The organism is Frankia sp. CgMI4 (assembly GCF_001756285.1).
GTDB classification, from domain to species: Bacteria; Actinomycetota; Actinomycetes; order Frankiales; family Frankiaceae; genus Frankia; species Frankia casuarinae.
The window spans coordinates 1-5,872 of the sequence record NZ_MAQZ01000004.1 but is presented as its reverse complement, the minus strand read 5'-3'; the positions used below and the strand labels follow the sequence as shown (position 1 = coordinate 5,872).

Genomic DNA, 5,872 nt, shown 5'->3' with positions numbered 1-5,872 from the left:
CCGCCGAGCCACCATCAGAGACCCTGGGCTCGTCCTCCAGATCATCGCCCTGACCAGCCAAAACAGACTTTGACGGAGCCCTGGTATCCGGGCGTCTTTCTCACGTCCGGCTCTCCCTTCCCCGGACGTGGGAGGGCCTCGGAGGCCTCGGGGCGGGAGGATAAGGATCCCCCCGGGGCGGTCCAGCGGAGTCGGGCAGGTGCCGTCGTTCAGCGTCCCGCGCGGCGRCTGTTCTTCCTGCCGAGGTGTCAACTGCCGCGTATCGTCGCGCAAACGAAAGTACACCGTGTCCTATATCACAGATTCGGGGGCCCGCGGAGTCCGTAGTAGGACGACCTGACGCGGTCTGTGCCGGTGGCACACTGGCCGGGTGACCGACGGGGGCAACACGGACGACGCGACCGGTTCCGATCCGGACTGGGACTTCTTCGTCTCGTACACGGCAGTTGATCGCGAATGGGCGGAGTGGATCTCCTGGCAGCTCGAAGCAGACGGCTACCGCGTCCTCGTCCAAGCCTGGGACTTCGTCCCCGGATCGAACTGGCAGATCCGCATGCAACAAGGCGTCCAACACGCCCGACACACCCTCGCCGTACTCTCCGGCGCCTACCTGACCTCGATCTACGGCCATGCCGAATGGCAAGCCGCCCACGCCGCCGACCCTCACGGCTTCAAACGCAAACTCCTCCCGGTACGGGTCGAAGACTGCCCACGGCCAGGACTCCTCGGCGCCGTCGTCTCCATCGACCTGTTCCACCACGACGCCGACAAAGCCGGCCGACACCTCCTCGACCACGTCCGCCACACCCTCACCGGACGCGCTAAACCCACCACACCCCCCAACTTCCCCACACACCGACCGAACCCACCAACCCACGAACCGGCCTTCCCCGCAAACGAACCCGCACCCACCGACACATCCCCTGACCCGCATGACCAGCAGAGCACCGAAGATCTACTCGCCCACCAACGCCGCACCCTCGGCCCCGATCACACCCACACCCTCGCGACCGCCAACTTGCTCAGGTCGCCCCTGGGCAACCTTGGCGAGCACGCCGCGGCACGCACCCTGTTCGAGGACACCCTCACCCGCCAACGCGCCACCCTCGGCCCCGACCACACCAATACCCTCACGACCGCCATGGCGCTCGGCTGGACCCTGGATCGGCTTGGAAAGCGGCATCTCGGACGTTAGTGATCATTCGGAAAAGATGCCCCCCGGCTGGGTGTATTTGCGCTTTCGGGATCTTCATCGCAGAACCGAAAGTACACCGTGATCTGCGACACAGAACCGAAGTGGATGCGGACGTCCTGCGGCGATCCATACAGGTGGCGACCGTAGTACTTGGTTGGAGTCTCTGGGGATGCCGCCCGACGGTCGGGCCGACTGGGCGCCGAACCTCGCTCGCAGCTCGGTCCGGCTCTCCGTCCCAGCCCTTGGTCTGGCGCTCGCTCCGCACCTCGGGGCTGCCCGCATGGGGTCCGACGACACGAACGGCCATTCCATGAATGGAGGCAGGAAACGGTGACCATGCCGGCAAAAAACGGCGTGGGCGTTTCCTGTGAAACATTCCCATCCGCGCGAAATGCTTGCATGGTGTGGATCTTCAGGGTCTTATGGATGGTGGAAGGTAAGTGAATAGGGCGGCCCGGAGTGGTGTTACCAGCACCAATCTCCGGGCCTTGATCCCAAATCCTGCGTGAACAGGAGTGTGGAACCCATGGCCATGGTGCCATATGGGCCGATCGGTGGCGGTAACCGGTCGGTGACGAGCGTGGATCTCCAGGTGCATCCGGCGGAGTCGGCGGATGTGCATCTTCCGATGCCGGGWCCTCGGTTCTCGGTGATGCGTCCGACCCTGCTGCTTCCGGCCGGGGTGCGGGTGAGCGTGGCCAGTGACATGCCGTACGACGTGGCGGCGCGCTGGTGGGACTCGCTGACGGTCGCGGGGTCGGCGGCGAGCCAGTGGTACTACTCGCAGATCAACGGCTGGCCCGGTGGTCATCGTCGGGACGGGGGCCGGTGATGGCGGGCTCGCTGCGGGCGTTGCACTTCATCCGTCAGGATGCCGGCGGCTACGGCGACCTGGCAGACCAGCGGGCGGTGTTCGCGGTGGCATGTACGGCGCGCGGCTGGCAGGCCGGAGGTGCGGTCCGTCAGATCGGGTCGGGTCCGCACGCCTGGTCGGCGGTCGTCCGGCTCGTCGGGTCGGGGGCGTACGGCGTGGTCGTGGTCGACACGSTGGAACGGCTCGCGGCCACCGAAACCGGGCGGATGGCGGTCCTGGGCCTGCTGCGCCGGACGGGGGTGCGGCTGCTGGTCGCACGCGAACCCCTCGACACCGGCGAYGCGATCGGCCGTGCCCTCGCCGATTCCCTGCTCGACCCGGAGGAACAGCGGACACCGCTCGCGGCATGACCTGACCCACGGCTGAKCAAACCCGGGTTCGGGGGCTTCCACGCCACCCGACCCGGGTTTTGATCTTTCACAGAGCCCCGGCTGAGCTGATCTCCTCCGTCGGTCGGGCGGCGGAGGCGATCAGCGGACGTGCCGCGCCTTCCCCCTCCTCCAGAGTGAGGGCCGGGGTTTGGGGCGGAGCCCCAACAACCAGCAACGGCATTACCCTCGCCGGACCTCGCTCGACCCGTCGACCATCCGCGTGGACCAGCGGCACCCTGACCGCCGATCGTCACGGTCGTCACGGACCCCCTGGCGGGGGGTCTGACGGGCCGACGGGCCGACGGGCCGACGGGCCCACGGGGCGACGCTCCGGCCGGGGTGCCGACCGGAGGGAGGCGGGGCCCCGGCCGGGTGTGGCGATCCCGTAGGCGCGGCGCGCACGGCGACGCGCGGCGCGTGCGGCAGGCCCCCCGCGGCGGCCGAAGGCCGCCCTTGACGGGGTAGAGAACTTTGGCGACGATCTAGATGGTTGGGCCTGCTGGGAGCGCACGGCGCTCGGATGAGACCTGTTCGCCCAGGTCGCGGACGGGTTCGAGCCGTGCCCACTCGGGGTTGGCCACGAGGCGTCGCCAGATTGTCACAGCTCTGGTGACGGTCCTGGGATGGATCTCTTTACCACCCATCGTGACGATGGCCGCGCTGACCGCGGTTGCCGCCTGTTCGGGGTCTGGGTGGGTGCGGTGGATGAAGGCCCGTGCGAGTGCGAGATGGGTGCCGGCGGTGCTGACGTACCGTCCGGTTCCACTGAGCATCGCCAACGACGCGCGGGCGTGCGGCTCGGCTTCGTCGCCCTTGCCAAGGTAGCCGAGGATTACAGYGGTGAAGGCTTTGCCTGCTTCCTCATCGATGGGTGAGGGGCCGGGTTGAAGGGAGCCGCTCCAAACGTGGTCGCGCATGGTCCGCAAGGCGGTTAGTGCTTCGTCTTCGCGGCCGGTGAGGGCGTAGGCGCGGGCCTGTGCGCTGGCAAGGATCGGGACGATATAGGGGTGCGCCTGCGGCTGGGCCTGGGCGGCGATGTCGGCAGCGGTTTCGAACTCGCGGGCGAAGAAGGCCACGGCGGAGCGCATGGCGGCAACCGATCCGGTAAGTAGTGGGTCACCGGCTGCTTGGGCGTGTTGAGCGGCGAGGACGAAGAACGTCAACGCGCCGTCGTCATCGCCCATGTCGAAGGCGAGTCGACCACGGTAGAAGGCGTATTGGCCGGCGAGGAGTTCGAGATCGCGACGGTCGGCGCCGGACACACGGGTTTCAAGGCGGGCTTCGGCGTCATCCCACGCTTGTTCGACAGGTCCGAGAAGGTCTCCACGCGGAGTAGTGGCGTAAATCTGGGTGAGGCGTTGGATGCCCTGGTGGAGCTGGGCGACACTGAGGGGGTCCGGGGTGGACGCGGCGATGGYGCGGGAGATCTGCGCGGCGCGGCTGGTGGCGCCAGTCGTGGCGGTGCTGGCGGCAAGAAGGATGCCGGTGCCGAGTAGGTCACGGCGGCGCGACGGACTCACCTCCTCGCGGGGCGGCCCGCTGCCGGGCTCCGCCTGAGCGGGAACCATGACGGGACGTGGTAGCACGGGCGGCGGGGCTACGGCCTGTGTCTCACGGTAGCGAGTGGGATTCCGGGTCAGCAAATCTTCCACGGAAACGTGAAACATCTCCTCCAACACCCGGCATGCCGCCGGATAGGGCCTGGTGGCGACCTGGCCGGCGATCCACCGTTTCGCCTGCCGGTCGCTGAGTGGCCCCGGCACCCGAAGATCGTTGTTTTCCCGGCTGAGTGTGCGGGCGGTGGTGTCGAAGACACGGCGGAAGTCGTCGCAACTCCAGTTCCGATCATGAAGTAGTCGGGCGAGCATCGTGTCGCTGCGGGGCGGGGCCATCAGCGGTCCTTCCGACTGTCTGGCGGGGTCTGAGGTCCTGGTCAGGTGCCATGTTCCGACCGCCGRCCTCGAATGTCACGGGATGGCATCAGGAAGGCACGGATGGCATGCGGATGCCGTGCCGTGCCGTCATGGTGGCGGCGTTCCCCTGCGCCCCGACGGTCACTGTGATGCCTGGTTCGGTGGCCGATAGTGATGCCCGGCGGTTCTGGTCGGGTTGGCCTTCGTGTCCTCGGCGGGCGCCGTGAACGGTTCCGGGCGGGCTGTTCCACGGGGGTGGGGCCTGCCCGGGGCCACCTTGTTGYGATCACGAGACGAGGGGGGTCCTGGCGTGGGCCGGTGGGAGGACGAGCACTTTGCCCGGTTGGAGTGTGAGGTGCCGGTGCGGGGCCGGGATCGTCTGGCCTGGTGGCGGACGGCGCGGGCTGGCCTGGGGGCGGTGGAGGTGGCCGCGGTGCCGGTCGGCGTGCTCGGGCTGCTGGATGCCCCGGGGGTGGCGGTGCGGCACGGCCGGGTTCCGGCGGGGGCGGGGTTGCTGTTCGAGGCCGGGGAGTGGGCGGTGTTCCTGGCCGGGGTGGGTCGSGGTGAGTTCGGGTTCGCCCGGTTGGCGGCGTTGCCGGTTCCCTCGGTGCCGGTTCCCCCGGCTGCCGGGGCGGGGGCCGGTGATGGGTGAGCAGGCCTGCGCCGGGGGCGGGGCGATGTCCGGTGCCAGGGCTGGTCGGGGGGAACACCCGGGCTGGTCGGAGGCGTGGTCGCGGATCCTGGCCGGTACGGGGGCGGATCAGGCGGCCACGGTGTGGGTGGTGGCGGTGGTCGACGGGCCGGAGCGGGACGTGGACGGGGTGGTGGGCTACTTCGCCACCCCCCGGGACGCGGACCGGCATGCCCGTGCCCACGGATAYGGGGAGTGGCTGGTGGTGCCGGCGTTGGTGCTGCACCGGCCGGATGATCCGGTGGTGATCCTGTGACCGGATGGCCGTTGCTGGTCCTGGACGGCGACGGCGTACTGATCACCAGCTTTCCGCGGGCGGAGTTCGACCGGGCGCACCGGTGGGCGCATGCCCGGGCCGGGGAACCGGTGGTGGAACTGCCCATTCTGGTGGAAGACCTGCTGGTACGGGTGACGTGGACGATCGGGCGGACCTCGTGCACGGCAACCCGCTGGGGAGTGCTGCCGGACGGGCCGGCGGCACCACGGCTGGGCTGTCTGCTCCACGGTGGCGCCCGGTCGGGACGGGAGACACGGTGACCCGGCTGTGGGACGTGCAGGCCGGCAACGTTCCGGACGTGGAGCTCCCCGGTGGCGACGGGCTGCTTCTGGCCGGGCCGGTGCTGGACGTGGACTGTAACCGCGCTGTGCAGGTGAGGGTCCGGCCGGTGGAGGACGGGCCGTTGCTGCCCGCGGCGGTGGCGGCCACGGCACAGGACGGGGTGGCCACGGTGACGGCGCACCCCCGGACCTGCCCGCCGGGGAACACCCGGCTGGCGTTTCTGCTCGGCCGGTACATCCACGGGGACCGGGTGGCGGCCGGGGTGGACA

7 protein-coding genes and 1 pseudogene are annotated in these 5,872 nt (G+C 69.4%); 7 read left to right on the top strand and 1 reads right to left on the bottom strand.

All coding sequences use genetic code 11. The annotated features are described in order from the left end of the window. The first annotated feature begins 370 nt into the window (after positions 1-370). The 3 genes from Manayef4_RS01990 (at position 371) to Manayef4_RS01980 (ending at position 2,419) form a co-directional block, all read left to right on the top strand. Positions 371-1,195, top strand: coding sequence for a toll/interleukin-1 receptor domain-containing protein (locus Manayef4_RS01990; protein WP_139139958.1), 825 nt, complete (start codon positions 371-373; stop codon positions 1,193-1,195). Positions 1,196-1,721: 526 nt separating this feature from the next. After that, positions 1,722-2,027 carry a hypothetical protein gene (locus tag Manayef4_RS01985; RefSeq protein WP_035913665.1) on the top strand — a complete coding sequence of 102 codons (306 nt, stop codon included), beginning with the start codon at positions 1,722-1,724 and terminating at the stop codon, positions 2,025-2,027. Next, on the top strand, positions 2,027-2,419 hold the full coding sequence (locus Manayef4_RS01980) for a hypothetical protein (protein ID WP_070130445.1): 393 nt from the start codon (positions 2,027-2,029) through the stop codon (positions 2,417-2,419). The genes Manayef4_RS01985 and Manayef4_RS01980 overlap by 1 nt, the downstream gene beginning before the upstream one ends. A gap of 503 nt (positions 2,420-2,922) precedes the next feature. On the opposite strand, the gene Manayef4_RS01975 is transcribed toward Manayef4_RS01980, so the two are convergent. Next, on the bottom strand, positions 2,923-4,332 hold the full coding sequence (locus tag Manayef4_RS01975) for a hypothetical protein (protein ID WP_070130444.1): 1,410 nt from the start codon (positions 4,330-4,332) through the stop codon (positions 2,923-2,925). 331 nt (positions 4,333-4,663) lie between these two features. On the opposite strand from Manayef4_RS01975, the gene Manayef4_RS01970 reads away from it, so the two are divergent. From Manayef4_RS01970 to Manayef4_RS23750, 4 genes and pseudogenes are all read left to right on the top strand, one after another. After that, positions 4,664-5,005 (top strand): DUF397 domain-containing protein, encoded by a 342-nt coding sequence (locus Manayef4_RS01970; RefSeq protein ID WP_070130443.1) that lies wholly within the window; start codon positions 4,664-4,666, stop codon positions 5,003-5,005. Continuing rightward, positions 4,998-5,300 (top strand): hypothetical protein, encoded by a 303-nt coding sequence (locus Manayef4_RS24690; RefSeq protein ID WP_070130442.1) that lies wholly within the window; start codon positions 4,998-5,000, stop codon positions 5,298-5,300. The genes Manayef4_RS01970 and Manayef4_RS24690 overlap by 8 nt, the downstream gene beginning before the upstream one ends. Beyond that, positions 5,297-5,581 carry a hypothetical protein gene (locus Manayef4_RS25565; protein ID WP_070130441.1) on the top strand — a complete coding sequence of 95 codons (285 nt, stop codon included), beginning with the start codon at positions 5,297-5,299 and terminating at the stop codon, positions 5,579-5,581. Before Manayef4_RS24690 ends, Manayef4_RS25565 begins: the two co-directional genes overlap by 4 nt. Further along, positions 5,578-5,872: pseudogene (locus Manayef4_RS23750) on the top strand (hypothetical protein); the annotation flags it as partial. The gene Manayef4_RS25565 and the pseudogene Manayef4_RS23750, both read left to right, overlap by 4 nt.